At 44.3% G+C, this 24631-nt stretch carries 17 protein-coding genes; 2 read left to right on the top strand and 15 right to left on the bottom strand.

Going from position 1 to position 24631, the window contains the following annotated elements:
• Positions 1-34: 34 nt before the first annotated feature.
• Together CLNEO_RS15235 and CLNEO_RS02040 are read right to left on the bottom strand one after the other, a co-directional pair.
• Positions 35-463 carry a hypothetical protein gene (locus CLNEO_RS15235; protein WP_157723445.1) on the bottom strand — a complete coding sequence of 143 codons (429 nt, stop codon included), beginning with the start codon at positions 461-463 and terminating at the stop codon, positions 35-37.
• Positions 387-7001 carry a GLUG motif-containing protein gene (locus CLNEO_RS02040; RefSeq protein WP_066083700.1) on the bottom strand — a complete coding sequence of 2205 codons (6615 nt, stop codon included), beginning with the start codon at positions 6999-7001 and terminating at the stop codon, positions 387-389. The genes CLNEO_RS15235 and CLNEO_RS02040 overlap by 77 nt, the downstream gene beginning before the upstream one ends.
• 892 nt (positions 7002-7893) lie before the next feature.
• On the opposite strand from CLNEO_RS02040, the gene CLNEO_RS16600 reads away from it, so the two are divergent.
• Positions 7894-8031 (top strand): DUF4368 domain-containing protein, encoded by a 138-nt coding sequence (locus CLNEO_RS16600; protein WP_157723472.1) that lies wholly within the window; start codon positions 7894-7896, stop codon positions 8029-8031.
• Between the two features lie 94 nt (positions 8032-8125).
• Here the strand turns inward: CLNEO_RS16600 and CLNEO_RS02030 are convergent, their stop codons facing one another.
• The 13 genes from CLNEO_RS02030 to CLNEO_RS01965 form a co-directional block, all read right to left on the bottom strand.
• On the bottom strand, positions 8126-8989 hold the full coding sequence (locus tag CLNEO_RS02030; RefSeq protein ID WP_066083692.1) for an AraC family transcriptional regulator: 864 nt from the start codon (positions 8987-8989) through the stop codon (positions 8126-8128).
• A 134-nt stretch (positions 8990-9123) separates the two neighbouring features.
• Positions 9124-9963: a nucleoid occlusion protein gene (noc, locus tag CLNEO_RS02025; protein ID WP_242864140.1), complete on the bottom strand. Its 840-nt coding sequence runs from the start codon at positions 9961-9963 to the stop codon at positions 9124-9126.
• Positions 9964-10815: 852 nt separating this feature from the next.
• Positions 10816-11535, bottom strand: coding sequence for a 16S rRNA (guanine(527)-N(7))-methyltransferase RsmG (gene rsmG / locus CLNEO_RS02020; protein ID WP_066083690.1), 720 nt, complete (start codon positions 11533-11535; stop codon positions 10816-10818).
• A 3-nt stretch (positions 11536-11538) separates the two neighbouring features.
• Positions 11539-11973, bottom strand: a complete 435-nt coding sequence (locus tag CLNEO_RS02015; RefSeq protein WP_066083688.1) for a hypothetical protein — start codon at positions 11971-11973, stop codon at positions 11539-11541.
• A gap of 250 nt (positions 11974-12223) precedes the next feature.
• The gene (gene mnmG, locus CLNEO_RS02010; RefSeq protein ID WP_083531789.1) at positions 12224-14176 is read right to left on the bottom strand and encodes a tRNA uridine-5-carboxymethylaminomethyl(34) synthesis enzyme MnmG; all 1953 of its coding nucleotides are present in this window, start codon (positions 14174-14176) and stop codon (positions 12224-12226) included.
• Between the two features lie 165 nt (positions 14177-14341).
• Positions 14342-15727 carry a tRNA uridine-5-carboxymethylaminomethyl(34) synthesis GTPase MnmE gene (mnmE, locus tag CLNEO_RS02005; protein ID WP_066083686.1) on the bottom strand — a complete coding sequence of 462 codons (1386 nt, stop codon included), beginning with the start codon at positions 15725-15727 and terminating at the stop codon, positions 14342-14344.
• A gap of 357 nt (positions 15728-16084) precedes the next feature.
• Complete coding sequence (jag, locus tag CLNEO_RS02000) at positions 16085-16702, bottom strand: RNA-binding cell elongation regulator Jag/EloR (RefSeq protein ID WP_066083684.1); 618 nt, start codon at positions 16700-16702, stop codon at positions 16085-16087.
• Positions 16695-17375, bottom strand: a complete 681-nt coding sequence (locus CLNEO_RS01995; RefSeq protein ID WP_242864141.1) for a YidC/Oxa1 family membrane protein insertase — start codon at positions 17373-17375, stop codon at positions 16695-16697. Before CLNEO_RS01995 ends, jag begins: the two co-directional genes overlap by 8 nt.
• A gap of 22 nt (positions 17376-17397) precedes the next feature.
• Positions 17398-18318, bottom strand: coding sequence for a stage II sporulation protein D (gene spoIID, locus CLNEO_RS01990; RefSeq protein ID WP_066084575.1), 921 nt, complete (start codon positions 18316-18318; stop codon positions 17398-17400).
• A 345-nt stretch (positions 18319-18663) separates the two neighbouring features.
• A complete protein-coding gene (locus CLNEO_RS01985) occupies positions 18664-19461 on the bottom strand; it encodes a hypothetical protein (protein ID WP_066083920.1) in 798 nt (265 codons plus the stop codon).
• Between the two features lie 24 nt (positions 19462-19485).
• Positions 19486-20358, bottom strand: a complete 873-nt coding sequence (locus tag CLNEO_RS01980; RefSeq protein ID WP_066083916.1) for a radical SAM protein — start codon at positions 20356-20358, stop codon at positions 19486-19488.
• A gap of 433 nt (positions 20359-20791) precedes the next feature.
• Positions 20792-23548: an S-layer homology domain-containing protein gene (locus CLNEO_RS01975; protein ID WP_066083915.1), complete on the bottom strand. Its 2757-nt coding sequence runs from the start codon at positions 23546-23548 to the stop codon at positions 20792-20794.
• A 346-nt stretch (positions 23549-23894) separates the two neighbouring features.
• On the bottom strand, positions 23895-24287 hold the full coding sequence (locus CLNEO_RS01965) for a YhcN/YlaJ family sporulation lipoprotein (protein WP_066083910.1): 393 nt from the start codon (positions 24285-24287) through the stop codon (positions 23895-23897).
• 127 nt (positions 24288-24414) lie between these two features.
• Between CLNEO_RS01965 and CLNEO_RS15650 the strand changes: the two genes are divergently transcribed.
• Positions 24415-24582, top strand: a complete 168-nt coding sequence (locus CLNEO_RS15650; protein ID WP_157723452.1) for a hypothetical protein — start codon at positions 24415-24417, stop codon at positions 24580-24582.
• Positions 24583-24631: the final 49 nt, after the last annotated feature.

Below are 24631 nucleotides of genomic sequence, written 5' to 3'. Positions count from 1 at the left end.
CATACCCGAAAAGCATGGAAGTTTGGAATGTCGGTTACTTTGTTTTTCTTACACCTTTTTCATCCACTTCATAGCCGTCGATTTTTGTGCTTCTAGCAAGAGAACCATCGGTGTAAAAGTAATACCATTTGCCGTCAATCTCAAGCCACTTACCGGATACCATCAGACCGTCTTTCATAAAGTAATAGGTCTTGTTGTTTCCGTTTGCACCAAGATCCCAAAAGCCGACTAACATTGTCTTACCGGAATAAAAACGCCAGTTATCGCCGTCCTTGACCCATCCGGTTTTCAGCGTACCATCGGTATTGAAGAAATACTTCACACCGTCGATGGTCTGTGTACCGGTGAGGGCCTTGCCGTCCTTATAGTACAGATACTGTCCGGTGTCATTCAGCGCCCTGCGCTGTGTCAGCGTTAATGGTAAGTTTAATGTAACGGCTGAGCATGGAGGAAACCTCCGCACGAGTGGCATTTCCTTTGGGATTAAACTTATTGTCACCGCCGCCCATCATAATGCCAGCCTGCTGCATGGCCTTTACAGCGTCTTTATAAGCACTGCCAATGCTGGAAGCGTCTGCATAAGTTGTAGCTTCACCAGTAACAGGGAATGTATATCCTGTTGCTTTCCCATAGTTTGCAAAGATCACCGCAATTTCCTCACGGGTGATCGCTCTATCAGGCGCAAACTGGTTGTCACCGATGCCCCGAATAATACCTTTGCTGTACGCCCATTCAACATATGGACGATATGCGCTCTCCTCATTGACATCTGTAAATCTATTTGTGGTGTAAGCCTTCGCATCCGCTCCTGCCAATTTGCCAAACGCTGTTACCAACATGCCCCGCGTCATAGGAGAATCAGGCGCAAAGGTAGTTTCCGTCATGCCCGAAACAAGGCCTCTGCCTACCACATATTCAATGCTTTCCTTGCCCCAATGGGAGGAAATATCCGTAAAATTTTCTGTTGGCGCGGTATAACCGATGCCGTACTGTGAAAAGTGAGTTGTGGTGAAAATAACACTGCCGCTGTTTGCATCGTAAGCAGAGCCTGCAATGGGAGTGGCGTTGCCCTTTTCGTCTACATACACGGCATACAGACCGTCAACTACTTCATTCTTGCCCAGCGTATACGGGATAGATACCGTTGCAACGCCACCGCCAAAGTTTGCTACGCTCTTACCGCTTCCATAACCCACAGTGATGTCATATACCGGTCTTGTGCCAATTAATATTTTTGCCGCATCTGAAAGGTTTGTCTTCGGAGCAATGGCAATATTTACGTTACCACTGCTCTGCTTCTGGATTTCCATCAATGCCGTTTTGTCAAAGCTTACCTTTACAAGGGAGCCGTTGATTTCAAGGCTGCTTACCCCTGCACTCACAAGGCTATCCAGAGAACTGCGTGTGAGAACTGCCGTCAGGGAAGATGCTCCCTTTGGCATAATTATGTTCAGCTCCACAGAAAATTCATTTGCAGTTTTCCCCTGTGCTTTTGCGTCAGCTTGCGCTTTCGCAATCGCGTCGGTTACTGTTTTATCCGGAATAGATGCACTTGCAGTGCCATTGGCCCCTGCTGTTGCTGTTACCGGCTGATTTGGCTTCTTTTCCGGTGTTGTGGTTGATGTTGAACTTCCGCCCGAGGAGGAACCTCCGCCATTGCTGCCGCCGGATTGCTTGGTAAACGTCACGGATAACACGCCGCTGTCTATCATGCCCGTTTTTACCGCAATCGCCTTGACGGTCGTGGTAGACGTCAACGGAAAGGGTGCGCTGTACAGGGTACTGGTCGTTGTTGGCGTGCTGCCATCTGTGGTGTAGTAAATCTGCACACCAGCCGTCTGGCAAGAGAGTATCACGCTTTGACTTCCTTTAAATGTGCCGCCGTTTGGCGAAGCCGCGGGCGTTTTCACCTGAAACAAAGGCAGAGTCACGCTGTCGATTATGTTGGAGCTGGCATTATAGCCCGGCTTTGCCGCCATGCGCTTATAGCCTGTGATGCTATCGCCGGACTGGCAGCCGGTTTTGGTGTTTTCTCCGCTCCAAGTTGTGCCGTTAAAGCTATACTCCGCGCCTGCTGTTGCAGGAATCGTTACGGTGTAGCTTGCATCATCTACACTTTCATAGGTCAGTGTAAATGCAGACGGCGCGCTCTGATCCTGGTTTGCCGTATTGACGGTTACGCTAGTCTCTGGGGATGCGTTATATGCTTCCGTTTCTTTGAGGCGAATAGACAGCATTACCTCCTCAACGCTGTTTGAAGTAAAGATTCTTGTTTGAGAATATCCGCCGTTGTTAAATTGATATTCCGCGCCCTCAACCTCTGTGATAGTCACGGTTTTGGGAAAGTCGCTTTCGCTCACGGTATAGTTCAGTGCCGGAGCCGAACGATCATTCCGCTTTTCTATGTTGTAGGTTACACCGGTTTTTGTACCGGTAAAGCTGCCGATGCCCGTCAAGGTCAGCGTTACGGTTCCAGCATTTGTGCCTGCACTGGTGTCTGTGCCGTCTACGCTTGTAGCTGAAACGGTATAATCCACATCCTTCTCAAGCGCTTGTTTACCAAAGATAACTTCCAAGGTAGGGAGGATGGGACTGCCAGTGTAGGTATAGGTATTTTCATTGAGTGTTACCAAGACACCCGCAATATCACGCGTGATCAGGTATAGGCCGCCGTCGCCAGATTGCGTACCACCCACATTTTGAAGGATGGGCAGTTTGCCGTTTACTGCCGTCCAGATACTGGTATCGGCAAAGCATCCGTCAATGGTACCGTCCGCTTTGATTTGGGCAGCGCTTATATCTTCGCCGTTTATGTTATCTGCCGCACCGTCGCTGATGGATTGGGGTACACCATTTACCTTAACCGTCATACTAGAAAATGCCACGTTGTCAGAAAGTGGATCACCATAGGGAATGTAGCCCACCACACGGCCGACATCACTACTACCATTGACGCTTGGATTCAATGCAGCACAACTTGTCGCACTGCCGTCAACATAGCCTGCCACGCCGCCGACATAATTTGAGCCGCTAACCGCACCTGTGGCATAGCAATTTATCACACTGCTGTTGCATTGGAGTTGGCCTGCCACACCGCCGACATAATCTGTGCCGCTGACCGTGCCCGTTGCATAGCAGTTTGTTACGCTGCCATAAACCAGACCCGCCACGCCGCCGATATTGTATTTGCCACTGATCGAGCCGGTTACATAGCAATTTGTTATACTGCCAGAAACATAGCCTACCACGCCGCCAACATTCGTACCTGTGCCGCTGACCGCGCCGGTTACATAGCAATTAGTTACACTGCCAGAAACATAGCCTGCCACGCCGCCAACCTCCGAACCTATGCCGACAATGCTGACCTCCTCAAGTCCAAGGTTTTGCACCGTGCCGTCTCTTATATAACCGAACAGACCTGTGTAATTCGCCGTGCGTTTGATATAAAGCCCGGTGATTTTCTTGCCGTTTCCGTCAAAGCTTCCCTTGAAGCAATTGGCAACGTCCCTTCCCATAGGTATCCAGCCTTTACCGCTGTTCCAGTTTTTCCCGTAGGCAGAAAGGTCAAGGTCAGCAGTGAGCTTATAATATTTGTCATTGTAATTTGTGTCATCTGCATTTACCAGCTCTGCCAGCTTTGCAAGCTGTGCCGCCGTGCTGATTTGGTATGGGTCACTGTCTGTGCCAGCACCAAGAAAGTAAGTGCTGCTGCCGCCTGCAAGATGGGGTGGCAGGGCAGCGTTCTGCGTACCGCCTACATTTTTCAGGATAGGCAGCTTGCCATCTTCAACCGTCCAGATACTGGTGTCGGTAAAGCGGCTGCCGATGGTACCGTCCGCTTGGATTTCGGCGGCGCTTATATCTTCACCGTTTATATTATCTGCCGCACCGTCACTGATAGTTTGGGGTGCACCGTTTAACATAACTGTCATGCCGGAAAATGCCCCAGTGTTAGAAAGTGTGACTTCACCGGCATTTTGACCCAGCACACGCATGACAGAGCCTGTGCCGTTGACGCCTGGGTTCAACGCTGCACAGCTTGTCACACTGCTGCTATCGCCACCACTGCCAATGACGCCGACCAAGCCGCCTACAGTTGCACCACTGACCGCACCGGTGGCATAGCAGTTTGTCATGCTACCGCCAAGCAATCCCACCACACCGCCGACATAAGCACCTGTGCCTGTGACAGCACCTGTGGCATAGCAGTTTGTCACGCTGGCATCGGCAACCATACCTGCCACGCCGCCGACTCTCACGCTGCCGCTCACTGCACCGGTGGCATAGCAGCTTGTCACACTAGCATTGATGTTAGCACCGGCCACCACACCACCGGCAATTCTGCCACTGACAGTGCAGGTGGCATAGCAGTTTTTCACACTTCCATCAGCAGAGCCCTCCACGCCGCCGACATAGCCCGCCACGCCGCCGACATAGCCGCCTGTATTGCTGACCGCACCGGTGACATGGCAGTTTGTCACACTGCCGGTATCAATTTTTCCTGCCATGCCGCCCACATAATCTTGGCCAACAAGGCTGACCTCCTCAATTCCAATGTTTTGCACCGTACCGCCTTTTATATAACCAAACAGACCTATGTAATTCTCCGTGCCTCGGTTGATATAAAGCCCAGAAATTTTATGGTTATCTCCGTCAAAGGTTCCCTTGAAGGTTCTGTAGTCCGTGGTTCCAATGGGTATCCAGCCTTTGCCGCTATTCCATCCTTCGCCATAGGCAGAAAGGTCAAGGTCAGCGGTAAGCTTATAATACTTGTCATTGTAATTTGTGTCGTATGCATCTACCAACTCCGCCAGCTTTGCAAGCTGTGCCGCCGTGCTGATTTGATAGGGGACTGTTTCTGTGCCCTCACCAAGAAAATAGGGTGCGCTAGTATCGTTCGCAAGGTGGGGCGGCAGGTCAGCACTCTGCGTACCGCCCACATTCTGGAGAATAGGCAGCTTGCCGTTTTCAACCGTCCAGTCGTTGGTAGTGGTGAAGCGGTTGCCGATGCTACCGTCCGCTTGGATTTCGGTGGCACTTATATCTGCACCACTTTTATTATCTGCCGCATCGTCACTGATGGTTTGGGGTGCACCATTTACCGTAACCGCCATGCCGGAAAATGCCGCATTGTCGGAGAGCGTACCTTCATCGACAATGTAGCCCACCACACGACCAACATCGCTGTTCCCGATTACACTTGGATTCAGCGCAGCGCAGCTTGTTACATTACCAGTAATGGCCCCCGCCACGCCACCGACATAACCGTCTATGCCTGTGACGACACCTGTGGCATAGCAGTTTGTCATGCTGCCGTCAACATAGCCCGCTACGCCACCGACAGTACCGTTGCCGCTAACCCCACCTGTGGCATAGCAGCTTGTCACACTGCCATCAACCCTGCCCGTCACGCCACCGACAGCAGTTGTGCCGCTGACCGAACCTGTGGCATAGCAGTTTGTCACACTGCCGTCAACCGTGCCTGCTACGCCGCCGACATGAGTGTTACCGCTGATCCCACCTGTGGCATAGCAGTTTGTCACACTGCCGTAAACATCTCCCGCTACGCCACCGACAACATTTGTGCCGCTGACCGCGCCCATAGCATAGCAATTTGTCACACTGCCGACACTTGCAATTGTACCTACCACGCCGCCGACATTTTCGTTACCGCTAACCGAACCGGAAGCATTGCAGTTTGTCACACTGCCGTCAACCCTGCCCGCCACGTTGCCGACATTATTGCCACCGGTGATGCTTACCTCTACAAGCCCAAGGTTTTGCACTGTACCGCCGTTTATACGTCCGAACAGACCTGTGTAATCCTCTGTGCGGTTGATATAAAGTCCTGTAATTTCATTATCGTTTCCATCAAAACTTCCCTTGAAGGAATTATTTAACGTCCCAATGGGTACCCAACCTTTACCGCTGTTAAAGTTTTCACCGTAAGCGGAAAGGTCGAGGTCGTTCATGAGTTTTAGTGATACTGTGGCTGTGCTGTCGCCCAGCAAAAAGCTTTCCAATCTGCCGTCGTTTACCAGTACGGCAATTTCTGCAAGCTGTGCCGCCGTGGTAATTTCCAGTGGGCTCGTGGAGGTGCCGCTACCCGCCATAAGCCTCATCATCCGCTTTACAGCAGGAATGTATACGGTGATGCGAGGCGATTCCACATCTTCAGCAAGGGTATAGTCTTCGCCCGGTTTCGCGGTGAACACATACAGCCCAGTTGTTGGAGAATCAGAGTCATAGTCGTGGTCGGCTTCCCATGTTACTGAGATTTGGACATTTTCCCCCTCCACTGTACCGGTGAGTTCCGACGGAAGCTCCGCCTTTGTGGTGTTCTGCCAGCGAATTTCATCTTTTAGCTCGTCAAAAGCGGTGATTGTGCCCGTAGCCGTCGCCTGACCCACTGTTATGGTGATGACAGGTAACTCGCTACTAACTGTAAAGCCGCTAATTTCGGCAGTATAGACATACACCCCTGCCGCATTCCCGTCATAGTCCGGCGAAGCCGTCCATGTGACCGGCACTTGGACAGTCATTTCCGTATATCCAGTATCGGATTCTTCCTGTACTAGGTCTACGGCTTCCTGATCAGATGCGGAAGTGTCCTCATGTTCTGGGGATATTTCCTCTTCGGGAGCTTGCTCCTGCTGTGTGCCCTCGTCAGCTGGTTCTTCCTGTGCAAGCGTTACGGCTGCTCCAGTAGCGACCTGCTCCTGCTGTACCGAATTACCGGAATCCTGCGCCTGCTGGCTTGCGTCCGTTTCAAGGCGTACCGTAGCCGTCAAGGTTTCAGGCAAATCCAAATCTTCAAACGGTGTACCAAGCGCTACCGTTTGTATTACTGTCCCATCCACTAATTTTTCGAATGCAGTAATCTCGCCGCTTGTTCCAGCGGGCAAGTCTTCTGCTGCTGCCGTTATAGGCAGCATTCCCAGTACCATGACAACGGACAGAGCCATTGCCAAAAGCCGCCGGGATGGTTTGTGTTGATTCATATAGTTTCCTCCTCATTCTCCTGTTTTTCTGTTACCTCAAAGTCCTACGCAAAGTAACGGAGTATCGTGTTTATGGGTAGCTTCAGCCGGAAAAATTTCGTTGAAAAAGAGTAATCGTAAGAATATCGTCCGCCGCGAAAACAGTGCTTTGAAATGTTGCGATTAAAAAACCACTCCTTTCCGGTAAGGTAAATTGGCAAAGCAATTTTTATTTTCAAAAATAAAAAATTTCCCTATACCTAAGTATAGAGAATTGATTCCAAAAATGATATTAGCCAAACGGCTAATTCTTTAGAATATTAAGTTCCTACAGGTAAGGAATATTTATCCTATAAGCAAAACAGCTTCGGTCTTGGCTTTTCCTCTATTCTGGAAACCGCAGAGCGGTATGATGGCCTTTACAAACTGCATTTTTTGCAGTAAGATGAGCACATAACCATGAACCTTGACAAATGAACATCGTATCCCGCAATGCAACGTGAGCATTGGGCGAGCGACGAGCCGAAGGGCACTGACGGAAGTTCATTTCCAGCGATACACCTTGCGGCTGTTACTGCTGTGCGGTACAGCAGAATTGCAATAACCCCAATGATAATTATGATACTTCTGCCATGGCGGCAGGTCTGAAAGACGGCAACACGCATCACCCCGGTTTGAGAAAGAATCAGGGGCGGCTGTTATGGGATTTGCGTAACCGGCAAATCGGCATTGTGGACTGGAAAACCTTTTTAATACGCATTTATTATTTGTATGAATGTCTAATTTTTAAAAAGAGACAGCCGGTTCCAAGGGAATAGTATGTTCATTTGTAGAATAGAATTGTGACCGAATAGCTCTGTGTGATTTTTGGCACGGAGCTATTTTTACGTCCATTTGAGAGTAAGAGTCAAAACTGCCTAAAAAGCTGACACCTGAAATCGTGCGGGAGTTTGTTGAGAAGATTGTGGTGCATGAGCGTTCCGAGCCATACAAGAAGAAAAACTATACCCAGCAGGTTGATGTCTATTTCAACTTTGTGGGCAAGGTTTAAGACAAGAGAAAAACCGTAGGACTTGAAATCCTACGGCAAATCTTAAAAATTGAAAACATCCTTATTGACATGGGACTTTGTCCGCACCCTTTTTTTACTGTTTTTTCACAATGGGAAGCCAAACCTGACTGCGGTAATTCGCTGCACTTTGATCTCCCTCATAATAAACCTCTATATCCGGCGCCGCTGCATATTCGTAACCCGATGTGGGAAGCCATTCTGTAATGATTCTTTGCTGCAAACTTTGTATTGCATGGGGCATAGGGCCAACACAATCAAAGATTGCCCAAGTTCCTTGGGGAACAAAATACTCCTCCATCCCCTCTGCGCAAGGCTGCTTCGTTGCCGCGGCAATATAATATCCGCTAAATTCACCATTGTCACAGGTGGAAACACCTAATATCCCCTGGGGCTCTGTCCCATCTACCAAAGTACAAACCTTCTCAATGCCGCCCTTCGCAGCTACCTCCTGCCAAAAAACCGGCACCTTTTCTAAGCAATCCTCCATTGTCATGGGTTCCTTTAGGGCATAGCCTGCAATTCTGAAGCCTTCCTTTGTTTCGATTCTGAAATTCATTGCCTCATCTCCTTTTATTGATAGAGTAAAGGTAATGCGTGGATAGACCGTTAAGGAGACCCCCTCGTTTTTTGCCGCCGTGGGTGCCATCCCATGAATTGCCTGAAATGCACGGTTAAATGCCGTTGGCGAATCATACCCATATTTTACTGCAATATCAATGACCTTTTGACCACCCTGCAGCATTTCAAATGCCGCCAAGGTCATTCTTCTTTTTCGGATATAATCTCCTAGGGTTACCCCTGCAATATAGGAAAACATTCTCTGAAAATGAAAGGTAGAGCAAGCTGCAATTTTTGCCGCTTCATCCACATGAATTACCCTATCAAGATTGTTCTCTATATAGTCCACCGCCTGGTTCAGTCTTTGTATCCACTCCACATTCCTTACCTCCTATGATAAAAGGATAGCATTTCCTTTTTTCCTTTTCCTCTCTAATCTGAAACAGAAATTGAGAGCTTACACTCACTGTATCACAAAAGGTTTTTTCCAACAATATTAAAATTTTTTTTGCATTACGCCGATTCCACTACACCCTTACGAATACGAATTATGATTTCACAGCCTTCTTCGTTCTGCGAATCCTCGTATACCACATCCATACCGCTGCGACGGATCACCTCAAGAGATTGCTTAATAGTATTGGTAAACAAACGAAAATCAGTAACAAAGCGTTTTTCCTTACGCTCTCCTTTTGGCGTATGCTTATTTCGCATTTCTTCCAAGGTATACTCCACCAAGTCCTCTGTCCGTTTTACATTCATTTCCTCACGAATCATCTGCGCCATTACCACCAAGCGGCTTTCTTCATCAGGCAGACGAAGCAAGGCTCTTGCATGACGTTCTGTGAAGCTATGATCCAAAAGCTCTTTTTTTACACTTTCCTCCAGCTTTAAGACACGCAGCTTATTTGCAATAGCCGATTGGCTTTTAGAAAGCTTTGCCGCCAGCTGCTCTTGGGTCAAGCCATAGTCCTCCATCATGTTGCGATAGCCCTCGGCCTCTTCCAAAAAACTAAGATTTTGCCGTTGAATATTTTCAATGAACGCCAATACTGCACTATCGCTGTCATTTACTTGCACAAATAAGGCGGGAATGGTTGTAAGCCCTGCCATTTGAGCCGCACGCAAACGGCGTTCCCCCGCCACCAATTCGTAAAATCCTCCACTCATTTTTCGCACGGTAATGGGCTGCAATATTCCATATGCAGTGATGGACTCCGCCAACTCCTCCAAGGCAGTCATATTGAAATACTTTCTTGGCTGGTATGGATTGGGGCGGATTTTTTCAATGGGTAGCTGATAAACTGCCTTTTCTTTTTTCAAACGCATTTCGGGAAATTTCAAAACCTCCATATGTATTTCCTCCTTTTTTATTCTATGGAAACCGCAATACCTTTACAAATCTACGGCATTTTTCTTTTTTTTCATTTTATCACAGGAAACCCATTTGGGCAGAAAAAGAGTACAACAAAATCACTGTGGCCTCGACAAAAAGACAGCGCAACAGACACAAAAAGCTCGAAGCTTTGGAGATATTGGCGGAGGTTGTGAAAAAGAGATGGGGTAATTTCCTTTTTATGTCAAAATTTTTTAAATAAATACTACATATACTGCTTTTTTTGACATTCAAATACTATATATTGAAAGTGTATTTTTCCATTCAAAGAAAAATTTATAAAGATTTTCTTGTTTTTTTCAATAAAAATTTAATTTTTGAACTTGTTGAAAAACAATAACCATTGCTATGACTTTATGAATTTGATTTTTATAGGAATAAAATCCTTATCAAAAAAACATTTCCCAAGAAATTCCATGGCGAGAGCAAATTTAAAATTCTCCCGGCTTTGCCGTCTGCCCTGTCTTGGGCAGTAAGGGTCATCACTTTTGCTTCGCAAAAGCCGGCTTTGGCGTCTGCCCTGTCTTGGGCAGTGAGGGATCATCACCAATGTTTTATACCATTACATATGTCAATCATTTTTTAATTGAAAACAATACAAAGCCTTTTTTAAAAAAAATTTAAGGGTCTACTTTGCCATTTTCCCAAAAAATGATTTTAAAAACCTTTGTTTCCAAAACACCCTCATTTTTTTATTTTGGCGAAAAATAAAAAAGCCTTTTTTTGCAAGGCAAAGCTTTTGCCAAGTAATTGGGCTTTTTTTAAGGTGTGTGGGAACAACCCACACAGGCCATATATTGTCCACCTTATCATTTTAAGGGGTTTTTTGTAATTTTACCTGCTTTTCTGGGATATGCTTTTGGCGTAGAAGCTACCTTTTCGATAAAAACAAGCTTATGGGATAGCTCCGTAAACGGAATGGCAACGTCAATCACCTCTGTCACCCTGCCCCCAAGCTTCCCTAAAGCACCCTCTGCTGCGGCGATTTCCGCCAGTGCATCCGGGCCTTTTAAGGCTGCCAGTTTGCCGCCTACCTTTACAAAAGGCAGACAATATTCCGCCAACACAGCCAAATTCGCCACCGCACGGGATACACAGTAGTCAAACTGCTCCCGATACATGGGGTTTTGCCCACCATCCTCCGCCCGCGCATGGACACAAGCAACATCCGTCAGACCCATGGCCTGAATGGCCTCCTCCAAAAAACCGATTCTTTTTTGCAAGGAATCCAATAGGGTCATAGAAACCTGAGGACAGACAATTTTCACGGGCAGACCGGGAAAGCCTGCACCCGTTCCCACATCTATTATTTTCGTGGCGTCCCATAGCTTTAAATAAGGCACAAGGCTTAGGCTGTCAACAAAATGCTTTAACACAACCTCGCGTTCCTCCGTTATGGCGGTTAAATTCATTTTTTCGTTCCATTCCAAAAGCAGGGACTGATACGCCATAAACTGGTCTGCCATTTGTGGGGAAAGATGAATTTGCATCTCCTCACAACAGGCTTGCAATAGCATTTTATTTTCCATAAGCTACTCCTTTTCAATATAATTTATTTTCCACTTGCCAAAACGGTTGGGTTCAGCCACCATTTGAACAAAAATCACTTCGGTATTGCCCTCGTCATTTTTACAAGTCAACGCTACCGTTCTGATTTCGTTAAAAATATCATCCGAAAAAAAACGCAGCAGCTTTCTCTCGCCAAAAAAGTTTTTAATTCCCTCAAAATCCACCATAGTAGCTGCTGATGTAGAAAGATAGCCCATCGCCTCGTCTTGATGATCCTTTTCTAAAGCGTTCAAAAAGGAACGCACCGTTCCACTGGGATTTGGCAATGAAAAAAAAGGGCCGCCAATTGTTTTAAAACAGGAATCCTCCAAAGGAACTCTTCTTTTTGGCAGAAATACTTTTCTGTCTTTATTGGGCTTTTCCATTTCAGAGCCCTCCCAAGGCAGAAATAACTTCATGAAACCGCCTCCTTTCTGAATAAAAATCAAGACCGTGGGGCTTTGCCCTCTCACTGCCCATGATAAAGCAAACAGCGTAACAAAAGTGATGAACAACCCCACTTGCTTTTTGTAATAAACAAGACGAAAAACTTTTATTTGAAACCGCATAACTATGGGGTTTCAGGGGGATTGGGATATAAACTTTCATTTTACCCATTCCCCTGCAAAAACGAATGGTTTTGCATGTAAAAGTTTCGCTCAAGCCTTTTCAAAGGCTTGCAGGGTTCGGGATAGCATCCCGAGAACTTGCCCTTTCTGGGTTCGGGATAACGTCCCGAGAACTTGCCCTTTTTTGCTGCTCTAAATAAATAAGCAAAACGGAAATATCCGCTGGCGATACCCCAGTAATTCGGGAAGCCTGCCCTAGTGAGCTGGGATGAATTGCATCTAGCTTCTGCTGTGCCTCGATGCGCAGCCCTTGAATACTCTTATAATCCATGTCATCCCCTAGCTTACGGTTTTCCAGCTTCTTAAACTGCTCTACTTGCTTTAATTGCTGCCCAATATACCCCTCGTACTTGATCTGGATATTTACCTGCTCCTTCACTGGCTCTGGCAAATCGGGTCTTTCCCCATCAACGGGCGCTAGCTTTTCATAGTCCAATTCAGGCCTTTTGATCAAATCCGATAGCCTTACCCCGGATTTGATGGCCGAGCTTTGATATTTCTCCAAAATTTCCAATGTTGTTTCATTGGGTGCAATGGTTAAGCCCTTTACACGCTCAATTTCCAAGGCAACCAAGCGTTCCTTCTCCCGTAATGCTAAGTAACGCTCCTGGGAAATCAAACCGATTTCGTGTCCAATGGGCAATAACCTTTGGTCCGCATTGTCCTGGCGTAACAGCAAACGGAACTCCGCACGGCTTGTCATCATACGATATGGCTCTTTGCTCCCTTTGCTGATTAAATCGTCAATCAGTACACCGATATACCCATCGGAACGCTGTAAAATAACAGGCACTTCTCCTTGAATATAGCGCGCCGCATTGATCCCACCGATTAACCCCTGGGCCGCCGCTTCCTCGTATCCCGAACTGCCGTTAAACTGCCCCGAACTAAATAAACCCTTATACTCCTTAAATTCCAAGGAAAGCTTTAATTGTGTGGCATCAATGCAATCATATTCAATGGCATAGGCAAAACGGGTAAATTCGCAGTGCTCCAATCCGGGAATGGTACGATACATGGCAATTTGCACATCCTCAGGCAAGGAGGAGGACATTCCCTGTATGTACATTTCCTCTGTCCCCTCGCCTTCCGGCTCGATAAAAATCTGATGGCGGTCCTTATCGGCAAAACGAACCACCTTATCCTCAATAGACGGACAATATCTGGGGCCTGTCCCTTCGATGACACCGCCAAACAATGGGGAACGATGCAAATTATCCCGTATTACTTGATGGGTTTTTTCGTTGGTATAGGTCAACCAGCATAAAAGCTGTTCTCTTTTAATATCCTCTGCTGTATTTTCAAAGGAAAAGGGAACGATATTTTCATCCCCATATTGAGGTTGCATTTTCTCAAAATCCAAGGAACTTTTCAATATTCTTGCCGGTGTGCCCGTTTTAAAACGATACAGACGGATGCCCATATCCTTTAAATTTTCGCTTAAGTGGGTGGCTGGCATCAAATTATTAGGCCCACTGGGCACAATTACTTCACCATGCAAACAACGCCCATGCATAAATGTACCCATGCAAAGAACAGCGGCTTTACAGCGAAAGATTGCTCCAGCAGCAGTCACAACGCCCGAAACCTTGCCATTCTCCGTCAAGATCTCTGCAATCTCCCCTTGATAAATCCGCAAGTTTGGCGTTCTTTCCAAGGTAAGCTTCATTTCCGCCTGATATTTTACTTTGTCCGCCTGGGCACGCAAGGAATAAACTGCAGGACCTTTCCCCGTATTCAACATTTTTGTCTGAATATAGGTTTTATCAATCGCTTTCCCCATTTGCCCGCCCAAAGCATCGATCTCTCTTACCAGATGACCCTTGGAGCTGCCGCCAATGGACGGATTGCAGGGCATCATGGCAATGCTGTCCAGACTGATGGCAAACATTATGGTTTTCATGCCCATTCTTGCCGCCGCCAACGCCGCCTCACAGCCTGCATGGCCGCCGCCGACAACAGCAACATCGATGGTTCCCGCCTCATACATCATGATTAAAACTCCTTTATATCGCAAAGGGAAATCCCCTCGGTTTATTTTCTATTCTCAACCTACTATTTTAGGATAAGTTCGCTAAATAAGCAATGGTTTCCGGGCAATTCCGTGGGAAAAAATTTCCCATTTTCAACAAAAATCGTTAAACAACATTCCTGTAAATTATTTGCCCAAGCAAAATTTTGTAAAAATACGGTCTATAATTTCCTCATCTGCCACATCCCCAGTAATTTCGCCCAAGGCACGGTTGGCATCTTGTAAATCCAAGGAAATAAAATCCTCGGGCATACGGGTACGAATGGTAATCAAGCATTGCTCCATGGCTTCTTTGGCACGGAATAGTGCATTTTTATGGCGGGTATTACCCAAAAGCCCGTCCTCCGCCTTTACACCTTCGCCATGGAAAAACAATTCCTTTAAGCCGTTGATTAATTCCTCAAAGCCACGGTTTTCCTTAATGGAAACGGAAAGCAGCTGCTCCTTAGGGATATATTTTTCCAACTCCTCCATGGAAAGCGCCTGGGTCAAATCCGTTTTATTCAGCAAAACCAGAGTCTTTTTTCCCTGAATGAAGGACAAAATCTCTCTATCCTCCGCCTCCAGCGGTCTTGAGCTATCCAGCATCATCAAAATTAAATCGGCTTTTTCAGCATGGGCCTTGGATTTCTCCACACCCATTTTTTCCACCAAGTCGCCGGTTTCTCGAATACCTGCGGTATCCACAATTTTCATAGGAATGCCGTCGATATTAATATATTCCTCAACGGTATCCCTGGTTGTGCCGGGGATGTCCGTTACGATTGCCCGTTCCTCCTCCAAAAGCCAATTCAAGAGGGAAGATTTACCCACGTTGGGCTTGCCCACGATAACGGTTTCCAAGCCTTCCCGGATGATTTTACCTCGATCGGCATTTTGCAACAGTTTTTCCATACGGTCTAAAATTTTCAAAGTGCCCTGCTCCATAGTTCCATAAGTTTCTTCTTCCACGTCATGCTCGGGATAATCGATGACTGCCTCAATGGAGGCAATCATATCCAGAATTTCCTGACGCATAGAACCCACTTCTATTTTCAATCTACCCTCCAGCTGATTCACCGCCGCCTGACGGGACAGATCAGTATGGGAGTTGATGATATCTATGACTGCCTCGGCTTGGGTCAAATCCATACGGCCATTTAAAAAGGCTCTCTTGGTAAATTCTCCCGGCTCCGCCAATCTTGCGCCCTCGTTTAAAACCGCTTCTAATATTCTACGAGTGACCAAAGAACCGCCATGACAGTTGATTTCCACAATATCCTCTTTGGTATAGGTTTGGGGGGCTTTCATAACGGAAACCAGCGCCTCGTCAATGATCTCGCCATGATGAATGATTTTACCATAGGACAGGGTATGACTTTTCTTGGACAAAAGAGTGTTTTTTCCCGAAAACAGGCCATCCACCAATTCGATACTGCCCCCTCCACTGATTCTGACAATCCCGATTCCGCCCACACCCAAGGGGGTTGAAATCGCCGCTATTATATCATCTAGTTGGTTAAATCTATTCATTTTATCCCTCCTATTTAGGTCAAAGTCAAGTTCAAGGGCAAAGACAAGGGCAAGACCTCGGGACGCTGTCCCGAACCCTGCAAGCCTTTGTAAAGGCTTGAGCGAAACTTTTATACGCAAAAACATTTGTTTTTGCTAGTGGTTTTCATTAAAAGTTTTTGGTCTTGTTTTTTTCAAAAAGCAAGTAAGTGGTTCATCACTTTTGCTACGCAAAAGTCGGCTTCGCCGTCTGCCCTATCTTGGGCAGTGAGAGAGCAAAGCCAAAGGTCTTGCCCTTTTATCTTGCCCTTATGTCTTGACTTTAGATATAGCAAAACCCGCAACAAGCGCTCCTGTAACGGGTTTTTTTGACTGCGTTTATTTTAAAGTAATCACAACATTGCGGTAAGGCTCTTCTCCCTCGCTAAAGGTTGTTACAAAGCGGTCATTTTGCAATGCGGAATGGATAATTCTTCTTTCATAAGGATTCATTGGTTCAAGCACTACATTTTTCTTTGTGTGCTTTACCTTCTTTGCTAAGTTAAAGGCAAGGGTTTCCAAAGTTTCCTTTCTTCTTTGACGGTAATTTTCCGTATCCAACATTACGCTGATATAGGAATTACTGTTTTTATTCACAACAAGGTTTACTAGGTATTGCAACGAATCTAAGGTTTGGCCTCTTTTGCCGATTAGAATGCCCATTTCATTGCCAATTAAATTTACCAACAAATGCTTGTCCTTTATTTGGGATTCAATTTTTACAATTAATCCCATAGCTAAAAATACTTCTCTTAAAAAATTTTCTGCAGCACGCTCGGGTTTGAAATTTTTACGAACCAATACAATTGCATCTTTTCCGCCAAATACACCAAAAAAGCCTTTTGATCCCTCATCAATCACGGTTATGGAAACTTCTTCCTTAGACGCTCCCATCTCTGCTAAAGCAGCATCCACCGCTTCTTCAATGCTTCTACCGCTTTTTCTGATTTCATCCATTCTGAGCAGCCTCCCCCATAAATTTCTTTTTATAGTACTTCTGCAAGATTACCTGCTGAATAATACCGAACACGTTACTGATTGTCCAGTAAAGGCCAAGACCAGCCGGCATACTAATACAGAAGAAGCCCATCATAAACGGCATTACATACGTCATTGTTTTTGTCATAGCCATTGCAGGGTTCTCCTGCCCGCCATTGCTCGCAGGTGGTGTCATAGACATCATAATTTTAGATTGGGCATAGGTGGTAATTGCCGCTAAAATAGGAACCATGATACCCGGCCATTTCAACCCTGCCTGGCTTACCAAGGGCAGGAATAAAAATGTTTCAATATTATTCTTTGTTGCCAAAAGATCTACCAATGCAGTTCCATTGGAACCAAGCTGACTTACAATTGACTGCCATGAATCAACATTCAGATAATTCACCAGCATTACAATGTCATTTAAACGACTTAAATCAAAGCCATTGGCTTTAATTGTTGCAACATTTTTATATTGATCCACAAATGTCTGAGCATAGGGCCCAAAAACTTCCATTCTGGTAGTTTGGGGAATTTGCAAAATTGCGTTTGCAATATCTGTATAATTTTGACCAATAACATCAACATATACATATGCATTTTGGAAAATGTAGAACAATGCATATAATATAGGAAGCTGAACTAACAAAGGCAAGCAGCCGCCCATAAGGTTAATGCCGTTTTTCTTTTGAAATTCCCTGATAATAATGACATAATATTTCCCGATAATCCATGCCTTCCTCCGCTAAATAAGAAGCGCCATATTGGCTCATTCCTGCACCATGACCATAGCCATGGGTTACAAAAACAAAGCTGTCCCCTTGCCGCTCCACCTCAAAGTTTGCGCTGCGCAGCCCCAGCGCGGTGCGAACCTCCAAACCGCTTAGACTAATGCCGCCTACTCTTAACTTTTGAATGTAGCCCGCTTGGGATCTATCTATAATATTGAAGGTCAAATTCGTTTCATCTTGATTTAACTCCCCAAATTTTTGCAGCTTATCCCAAACCTCCTTAGCGGAAATCGTACAAGTATATTCGTTATTGGGCGCATTCTTATCCTCCTCGCTGTCAACGCTTTTTAAATAGGGCAGAGCACTGGACCACACATTTTCCGAGGCCTCTGTTTTGCCGGCGCTTTGGGCATGAAATACCGCCAAAATTGGCTCCCCATCATAAACCATAATTTCGCCCTGGGTTTCCTTTACCGCTTTTCTAATTTTATTTGCATTATCAATATAATTTTCGCCCCATTTTTTCTTTTGCTCCACAACGGAATTGTAGGCTTGTCCTACATCATAAAGAACTTCTTCGGAGCCCGCCTCCTGCATCTTTCTCACTTCATAGGTACGAGCAGCCACAGCCTGCGCCTTTAAGGCTTCTTCCGGAAAAGAAGCAGGCATTTCCGCAGAAACAACCCCCACAATATATTCCTCCAGCTCCGGCGAAAACACATCATCAATCCCGATCAGCGTTTTTGCCTCCTTCACCTCTTGGGTGAAAAATCCGCCCCAAAGCAGGGTAATGAACAACGGAAGAAGGATAACTGCCAATATAATATATCCAATCAGGATTGCCAAAAGCTTTTTTCCCATGTTTTCACTTCCCCTCCCTCCAACATATGAAGAAAAGGGACGTTCCATGCTTTGCAGAAGGAAGAATCCGGGGCAAAATTCGGCTATTTTTTGACGATAACAGTGCATTTCAATACAAATACCTGCTCTCGATTTTTCGGAAAGTTTTTTTTCAATGCTTTTTTCAAATTTATCAAAAAATTTATTTCTCCGTAGAAATTTTGGCGACAAATAATATCTCTACTCCTTAATTTAGCGTATTTCCGGTTTTAAAAAAGCCTCTTTATAAAAATCAAGGAATCAAAAAACCTGTATCACATAGCATCTGCTTTGCAATACAGGTTTTTTCATTTCATAAAAAAATATCTATACCAAAAATAACCATACACCAAAGGCTGTGACTAAAATACAACCAAATATACCAAGCTTAGCATCCCGTCTGTCTGTTCTGCGGATTCGTTTTAAGAATTCAGCCGCATCCAACTGCGTAATATATAACCCACCAAAAACCCCAATTTTTGCCTTGAGATTTAATATAGATTCCTGCTGCAGCATAAAATAGGTGCGCCGCGTCATTCTAAAATGATAGGTAATTCCATTTTGAATTCCCTCCAGAAAATAGCCCTTACCAATCCCTTTTTCCACACCGCTTTCGCTGGCGATATAAAACTGACAGGAAAGAAGCGTCAGCTCCTTTTTTTTGCAGTATAATCGATCCATCGCAGTAAACACCATTTGTGTAAAAATCCAATTCAAGGCCAGCATCGGCGTTATAGTAAGCAGCATTGTCCAAACACTTCCGTGGTCACTTTTCCAGCCCTGAACATTTAATATATACCCATAGAGTTGAGCCTGGGCAAAGGAATATAAAAACATGATGAACACAATGATATATACCATTGCAAAAATAATGCTGTGGCGCTTTCTGACCTTTGTATTCCACATTTTTACATCCACCAAGCCTCGTCGGCAGACCCAAAACATCAAAATGCAAATAATTACCATCAACCCGTTAATTGATATATCGCCTTCATAGGTAATGGTCATTGCAAGAATGGGTATCAGCCAAATACAAATGGCAATCCACCCCAGCCTTCCTGACGTGGCAGAAGTAAAAACGCACCAATATATTGTTATCAAGGTAATAATTCCCAACCACGCCATATGCCCTTCTCCTTACCCGAAAACTCAGATTCCTCTAAAGCTGTCGGGGCGGAACGAGCTCCGACGGCGGCTAGCCTCAATTTGCGCCAAAATTTTCTCTTTATCTCCATTTAATGTACCGCCCAATGCAGTATAATTAGACGCATGGTTTGAACGGAACACAGTGCCCTGGGCATCTACGTTACGAATAAATAATTCCGTTTCATCCAAAACCTCTTGGGGATTCAAAAGCTCAACTTCCCCTCTTTGCACCTGATCGTATATTTCGGTGCCGGGTTCAACCATTAATGTCAAAAATCCCACATACTCTGGCTTAATGGCAGAAATCACCCTTGCACTGCCCAAAGCATGCTCCTGCCAATATTTTTTCCCGCCTAACCCGGAAATTACAGTCATGGAAAGCACCATCCCGGCCTCCCTCACCTTTTTGCCTGCCTCAATCATTTCTGCGGAAGTAACACCTTTTTTTACATCCTTCAAAACTTCATCCGCACCGCTTTCCAAGCCCACATAAACCATATCCAAGCCAGCTTCCTTCAAGCGGCGTAAGTCCTGGGGAGTCTTGTTGATAATATCCTTTGGCGCACCATAAACGGAAATTCGTTCCACTTCGGGAAAATATTCATGGCACTTGTCAATAATATACAACAAATCCTCAGTCTTTACAATCAACGCATCGCCATCAGCAAGGAAAATGCGGCGCACCTGAATGCGGTTGTAATAGTTTCTTGCCATTTCCAAGTCCTCCGCCACCTCATTTAAGGGACGAATACGAAATTTTTTGTCCTTATACATATTACAAAATGTACAGGTATTTCTGGCACAGCCAATTGTTAATTGAATAATTAAGCTTCCCGCCTCGCTGGGCGGTCTATATACCGTTCCTTCATATCTCATTTTATAATCAACTCCTATTCCCATACTATCTTATCTATTATACAGGGATTATTGCAAAATTATCAATACCCATTTCTTACAATTGACAAAGATCACAAATTTGAATATAATTAAGCTTGTACTTTTGGTCTTTGTATATTGTTTGCGACTATTTGGATGAATTGTTTCGGGGATAAGAATACAACCTCTCGGCTGTTTTTTTACACTAAACATTTTTCCTTCTACGCCACAGCCCAATAAGCCTAGCTAGGTCCGGTCATTCCGGCACACCCATTCCTTGTCTGCGTTTATTCGGTTGCAATATCCAAAGAAAAAAAACAAGGGCAATTTTGCTCTTGTTTTTTTTATTGATTTTTATTGAAAAGAAACTTTACTTATTCATAATGCATAATTTATAACTACAAATTATGCATTATGAATGATACATCGTATTTCAGCCTGTTACGGATTGCAGCAAACCGTCACTGTTAAATGTAAGCTTTACGGTTTTGCCTACGGCAAGATCATTCACCTTATCTTTTGCAACACCACTGATATTAATCGTAGGGTTGGCAACCGTATTAAACGTGAACTTATTCCCATCCTCGGTCAAAATTCTTAATAATTTGGTGTCATTATTATATTCCTGGAAAGCACCCTTAGCATCTTTGATGTAAACATTTATGCGTTCCACATTATTCTTTTCATTCAGTCGAACCTCTGCATATACAGTAACGTCCTCGTCCTCAATCGCTGACTTCACACGATCTAAGGAAGTAGTGTTCAAGCTATAACTATGCAAGTCTGTATTGGAGCTGCTCAACCATCCATAAACCGCAGAATTGCCAGAGAATTTCAAACCGTTCGCCGCTGATTCAGCAGTACCTTTTGCGCTGATAGATCCAGATAAATATGCATTTTCAGAAACATTGATTTTTTGCACAATGCCATCTTTGTCAAAGCTTAGCGTAAGTGCAGAGCCAATATAGCCCGATGTTCCAATGTCCTCATAGGTATAATCATCCGTTCCGGTAGATGGCTTTCTAGCTGTAGTAAATGTAATTTTTTTACCATCCGTAGTTTCCAGCACCAATTCTTTTTCATCAATATCATAGGAAACCAGATTGCCCTTAGCAGCCGTAGGCCTTGCTTCAATGGACTGAATAACGTTATTGCCATCCGCCTTAATTTCCGCATAAAGGGTAACCCCGCTAGATTCTGCCATTTTTCTGAAAACAGTCAAAGAGCTCACCGGGGAACCCAACATAACCAAGGGATATTTCACCGTATTTCCATTGGAATCAGTACCCGTAATTACGTCAACATCCTTGCTTCCATCAATTTTCACATTATACTGGTTTAACAATGTATAGGCTACCGTGGAGTCTTTAAATTTCAGCGTATTTCCGGAAAGAGAAGCAACCTCGGCAGTTCTTTCTGTATACGCACCACTGCCTGTAGACCACGAAGATTTTTGGGTAGACAGATATACCTTGTTTATTTTTTTGCCACTATTAAACTCAACCTTGCCATAAACTTTTTTATTATTATCGTCATTTGTGTCAAAGTAGGTTACCGCATTGGAGAGTTTGCAAGATAACCAATCATCATCAGATGTATCCCACTTATAGAACGTAATATTTGAAACGGGGTTTGTTGAGCCAAATTTATAAGTAAGATTGTTGCTGCCATTTTTCAAAACAATTCCCGTATCCGAAAGATCAGCCACTTCATAAATGGAGGATGTATCACTGCTCACCGTAAAGCTCTCCTCGGATAATATTATCTTCGTTGCTTTTCCTGTTTTATCCACCGTAACTTTTACATATACCGTTCCGCTGTTTGCCAAAGACTTGAGCTGTGACAAAGAAACCGAGGTTTCATTAATGTAGTAAGTACACCCAGATGCAAAGTAAGTTCTGCTTGTCGCACTGGAATCACTAGCCTTAAAGGTAATAGAAGTGTCATCCATGGTGCTTACAATGCCGGAGCTCATATATTGTTCGTAAAAGGTCACATAAACCTCTGTAGCATATGTGTTTTCAACCTGAGTAGAATTGCCGCTGCTGTCCTTGCCCTTTTCCACCTTTGAATTGGTATTAATTCCGGCATAAGCATATTTATCGGAATTATCTTTTAATTCAGTTTGCAAATCAGCCCGCTTAATGCTCTTGTTATCTAAATAAAACAGACAGTCGCTATCTAACTCTATTTTTTCAGTTTCTCCCGTATTATCATTTTCAATCGTTACTTTGTCGGTGGCTAAAGCTGTAATATAACCCGTAATATTGTATTTTTGCTGCAGAGTTGAACCATCCACAATACGGATTGTATCTAAAGCACCGCTGTTATAAGTAAAGCTAACCTTATCTCCCACGCTTAAGCGGGATAAAGCCAATTCCTGTGTAGTACTCCCACTGTAAAGCTTTACATGCTTCGCTGTAGCATTAAAATCCAAAGCCATGCCGGCATCTGTTTTTATGGTTATTTTATAGGTGCTGCCGTCCCCCTCAAAAGCAGTGACTGTTCCTGTGGTTTCCATACCATTCTTTAATACTTCATAGGTTTTATTCAGCATAACTGCCATTTCTGCACGGTTGATATTGTTTGTGGGGTTAAAATTATTACCAGTATCTCCATTTATAATACCAAGACGAGCTAAAACATCAACCAAAATAATAGCATCCTCGGAAATACGATAATAATCATTAAACTTACTGGCTGTCGCAGCTTTTCTGTCCACATCATAGCGCACAGCCATGGCATTGCCAAACATCTTTGCCACATCCTGTCTTGTAGCAGAATTGCTGGTTTTTCCGGTCATGAACTTTGCCATATCCGTTGTGGTAATCAAGCTTTTTTCCAGTCCATAAGAAACTGCGCTTTGTGCCCAGGTAGGAATATTATACGCTTGCATAAATGTAGTATATTTGTATTGCTCTGCTGCATCCAGCTGCTGCGCAGTGCCCGTTTTCACCAAAACAGAATACAGCATTTGTATTGCTTCACAATATGTAACGTTATTACGGGCACGGAATGTGTTGTCCTCATACCCGTTTAATAAACCTAAATCGGCAACGCTATTAATAACAGCTTTTGCCCCGTCCCAAGGAACATCATTAATATCCTTAAAACCTGCTGCATATCCTGTTACATTCATGCAGGAAGATGCCATCACTGCTGCCATAGCCAGTGTTATTTTCTTTTTCATGAATTTACCCCCTTTTGTTCTTTTTGGAGCTTCCATATTTTACTCTTGCTTACAAGTTTATCATATTTTTTTTAACATGCCTAGACCTTTCGTTCTTAAGGATTTATTAAAAACTTACAAATTGGAATAAAAATGAAATTATTTTACTGTTATATTTTGAAAAATGCTAAAAACATCATATATTTTACACGAATGCCTTTCTGTTACAAACGCATAATTAGCATAAATTTCCAAGAATCTTTGCAAAAAACCAGCCCGCCTTGCCACAATTTCCAGAAAAAATTCTGTTTGCTGCAATCGGGCTGTATTAAAGGGTTTCGGTATGAATTTCTGCATTTCCTCTCTTTCACCTTGCTCTTTTTTGTTCCATTTCCTCAATCAAGGAAACAATTTTTTTATTGGTTGTGATTGAGGTATTATTGATATATTCGTCAGCTTCCCGGGCAGCATTGTCTGCTTCTTTGCTTATTCTAGCCGCCTCATTTTCCATGCCATCCTCCAAACGCAGCCCAATAATAGCCGTATGCCCTTCCACCACTACTGCGTTACCGGAAATCCCTTTAATTTTGTGAAGCAAAGCTTTAATGCTTTGTGCTCGTTCCTCAAAGGTTTTATCTCCAATTTTTTCATCCGCTTTTACAAAATGCACACCGGACAAATTATTTTCCGTTACCTTTGCGGAACATCCGCTGAAAACAAATATTGCCAAAATCAAAATACTCATCCTTTTTTTCCACATTTTTCGCCGCCTCCCTTTTTCTTTAGTATGTCTTAAAAAAAAAGATTTATGAAAAGCAACTTATGGTTGATTTTGATTTTTGCCCTAAAATCGGATATACTAAAGGCAGAAAAAAGGAGGCGAAAAAATGGAGCCCAATAAAAAGAAGCATTTTCGTGTAATTGTGAAAAATATTCACGAAACACCTGCAAATGGAATTTATTTAACAAATGTTGAAGCAGCTAAGTTCTGTGTTTTCGGAGGTATTGTTTTTTTTATTTTAACAATTTTTGCTGTTTTTCCCCGAAAAAAATAAGGTTCCACTACTTCTTTCTTGCCAATTGAGTCCCTTTTCGCTATAATAA

The organism is Anaerotignum neopropionicum (assembly GCF_001571775.1).
In the GTDB taxonomy this organism is placed as follows: Bacteria; Bacillota; Clostridia; order Lachnospirales; family Anaerotignaceae; genus Chakrabartyella; species Chakrabartyella neopropionicum.
Note: the sequence above shows the minus strand (reverse complement) of the source record. Positions and strands in the feature narration are given on the sequence as shown.

What these genes read in the sequence shown, in the direction of transcription:
- CLNEO_RS02040 (WP_066083700.1), bottom strand. Translation starts at nt 7,001, where the DNA reads ATGAATCAACACAAACCATCCCGGCGGCTTTTGGCAATGGCTCTGTCC.
- noc (WP_242864140.1), bottom strand. Translation starts at nt 9,963, where the DNA reads ATGGAGGTTTTGAAATTTCCCGAAATGCGTTTGAAAAAAGAAAAGGCA.
- rsmG (WP_066083690.1), bottom strand. Translation starts at nt 11,535, where the DNA reads ATGGAAAATAAAATGCTATTGCAAGCCTGTTGTGAGGAGATGCAAATT.
- CLNEO_RS02015 (WP_066083688.1), bottom strand. Translation starts at nt 11,973, where the DNA reads ATGAAGTTATTTCTGCCTTGGGAGGGCTCTGAAATGGAAAAGCCCAAT.
- mnmG (WP_083531789.1), bottom strand. Translation starts at nt 14,176, where the DNA reads ATGATGTATGAGGCGGGAACCATCGATGTTGCTGTTGTCGGCGGCGGC.
- mnmE (WP_066083686.1), bottom strand. Translation starts at nt 15,727, where the DNA reads ATGAATAGATTTAACCAACTAGATGATATAATAGCGGCGATTTCAACC.
- jag (WP_066083684.1), bottom strand. Translation starts at nt 16,702, where the DNA reads ATGGATGAAATCAGAAAAAGCGGTAGAAGCATTGAAGAAGCGGTGGAT.
- spoIID (WP_066084575.1), bottom strand. Translation starts at nt 18,318, where the DNA reads ATGGGAAAAAAGCTTTTGGCAATCCTGATTGGATATATTATATTGGCA.
- CLNEO_RS01985 (WP_066083920.1), bottom strand. Translation starts at nt 19,461, where the DNA reads ATGGCGTGGTTGGGAATTATTACCTTGATAACAATATATTGGTGCGTT.
- CLNEO_RS01980 (WP_066083916.1), bottom strand. Translation starts at nt 20,358, where the DNA reads ATGAGATATGAAGGAACGGTATATAGACCGCCCAGCGAGGCGGGAAGC.
- CLNEO_RS01975 (WP_066083915.1), bottom strand. Translation starts at nt 23,548, where the DNA reads ATGAAAAAGAAAATAACACTGGCTATGGCAGCAGTGATGGCATCTTCC.
- CLNEO_RS01965 (WP_066083910.1), bottom strand. Translation starts at nt 24,287, where the DNA reads ATGTGGAAAAAAAGGATGAGTATTTTGATTTTGGCAATATTTGTTTTC.
- CLNEO_RS15650 (WP_157723452.1), top strand. Translation starts at nt 24,415, where the DNA reads ATGGAGCCCAATAAAAAGAAGCATTTTCGTGTAATTGTGAAAAATATT.